This window comes from Providencia sp. PROV033 (assembly GCF_028484855.1).
GTDB classification, from domain to species: domain Bacteria; phylum Pseudomonadota; class Gammaproteobacteria; order Enterobacterales; family Enterobacteriaceae; genus Providencia; species Providencia alcalifaciens.
Genome location: NZ_JAMPSW010000197.1, coordinates 1 through 1,777 on the forward strand (window position 1 = coordinate 1; position 1,777 = coordinate 1,777).

Sequence of the window (1,777 nt, forward strand, 5' to 3'; positions counted from 1 at the left end):
GGGGCGCATTAAACCGTATTAGACTGTTCTCGTCAATGCATTTTTAATAAAAAAAACCATTTTCGTACTGAGTGTTTTCTTTTTCGACAAAAAACGTCTGTTTAACGCGCGAGTGAGTTAAATTTAACTTAATGCGCCTTTTTTACGGCATAACGCGATAGTTAAAATATCTTCTGAAAGCTGTTGGGCAATTTCAACATCATTGACATCGCGATTAATCAACAAGCGATTCAAACAACCTTCTAAGACCAGCTCCATTTGATTGGCGACTAACTCGGCATCTTCAATATCTAATTCATCCAAGAGTTGCTTAGTAAAGTTGAATGAATTGGCTTTTTGTAGGCGGCTTAATTGGTGAATAGGATGTTCTGGGTCAGGGTAGTAGTTACAGGCAGAGATAAATAAGCAGCCTGGGAAGCGTCCTTCACGGACTTTCTCTGTGAGCTGTTGATAGCGTGCCATAAGCTTTAATTGTGGGCTTAGTCGCTCATCTAATAACGTCTGACGCTGCCATACTTCAATTTGTTGTCCATGATAGCGTAGAGCGTCATAAACGAGCGCCTCATCATCAGGCCAAAATTGGCGAAGGGTCGTAAAATCAGATTCAACTTCAGTCAATAAACTCTCTGTCGATGCGGATAACCCTTGTTTTTCTAACTGGTTTAACGCATGGCTTAAAATAGTGTCGCGCTGGATACTCATTGTTATCTCCATCACAAGATTTGCTGATTTTGCCATCATAGCAATGTTCAAAGTTGATTTATAGGCGTTGATTTTGTCACAGGTATGACGGTCATTGAGGGGAGTTGAGGGAGAAAAGGACTGAAAAGAGGTAGAGAGGATGGCTCCTCTCTATACCTAACAAATTGTTTAGTAGAAAGTTATTTCTAGTTAAGCAATTTTCTCTCTATATCAATATCGATATGATAAAAATCGAAAATATTTTGTAAGAACTCATCAATATCGTGCTTTTTTAACTCTAAAGCATGCAAAATTCCCAAAAGATTTTGAATAGTAATCGCATTGACACCTCGCTCATAGCGAGAAATTTGTTGTTGGCTGATGCTTAAACGAGAAGCTAATTCAGCACCCGTGAGTCCAACAACTTTACGGCGGCGTTTGAGAAATGAACCAATATAGGTAGACACTTCATGGTTATCGAATCGTTGGTTAGTTATCATGATCCCTCCATGCGAGAATGATTAAGACAATATTATTCAAAGATAATTAAATATTATTATCTTTAATGGGCGAGAGTAATCGAAAATTGACTAGGTCAATTTGGGGATATTTAACCGCTAAGTTAAATTAATTACCAATATTTATGACGGATTGATAGGCTATTTTCGATAGCTAATAGCTATTTTAAGTACGCAAATCAAGAGTGCAAAATTAAAGTTGTGTGGATTTTTATTTTAATCATCTTCAGTTATTCAGTTTATTAAACTGGATTGTTGGTTTTTGGTGTATTTTTATTGTGATAAACACTGGCTTGTTTTTCATGGGAATAACGAGGAAAATAATAATGAAATATTAATTAAGACATGTGCTGTTACACTTATATATATGTTATTCATAAATATGTTTCGAGAGAAAGATTTATATTTACTTCGTCATAAATATATAGATTTGTTTATTGATTATCGATGTTATTTTAAATAGTTTATCAAGAATAAGAATAAATATTAGAGATTGTAAATAAGGAATACAGATTAATGAAAATTATCATTGCACCTGATTCTTTCAAAGAAAGTATGAGTGCGGACATTGCAGCTCA

The 1,777-nt window shown here is 35.1% G+C and carries 2 protein-coding genes; both read right to left on the minus strand.

The features are described from left to right. Positions 1-123: 123 nt before the first annotated feature. On the minus strand, positions 124-696 hold the full coding sequence (dicD, locus tag PSF16_RS17290; protein ID WP_409371734.1) for a division control transcriptional repressor DicD: 573 nt from the start codon (positions 694-696) through the stop codon (positions 124-126). 191 nt (positions 697-887) lie between these two features. Next, positions 888-1,181, minus strand: a complete 294-nt coding sequence (locus PSF16_RS17295) for a helix-turn-helix domain-containing protein (RefSeq protein ID WP_006658533.1) — start codon at positions 1,179-1,181, stop codon at positions 888-890. Between the last annotated feature and the right edge of the window lie 596 nt (positions 1,182-1,777).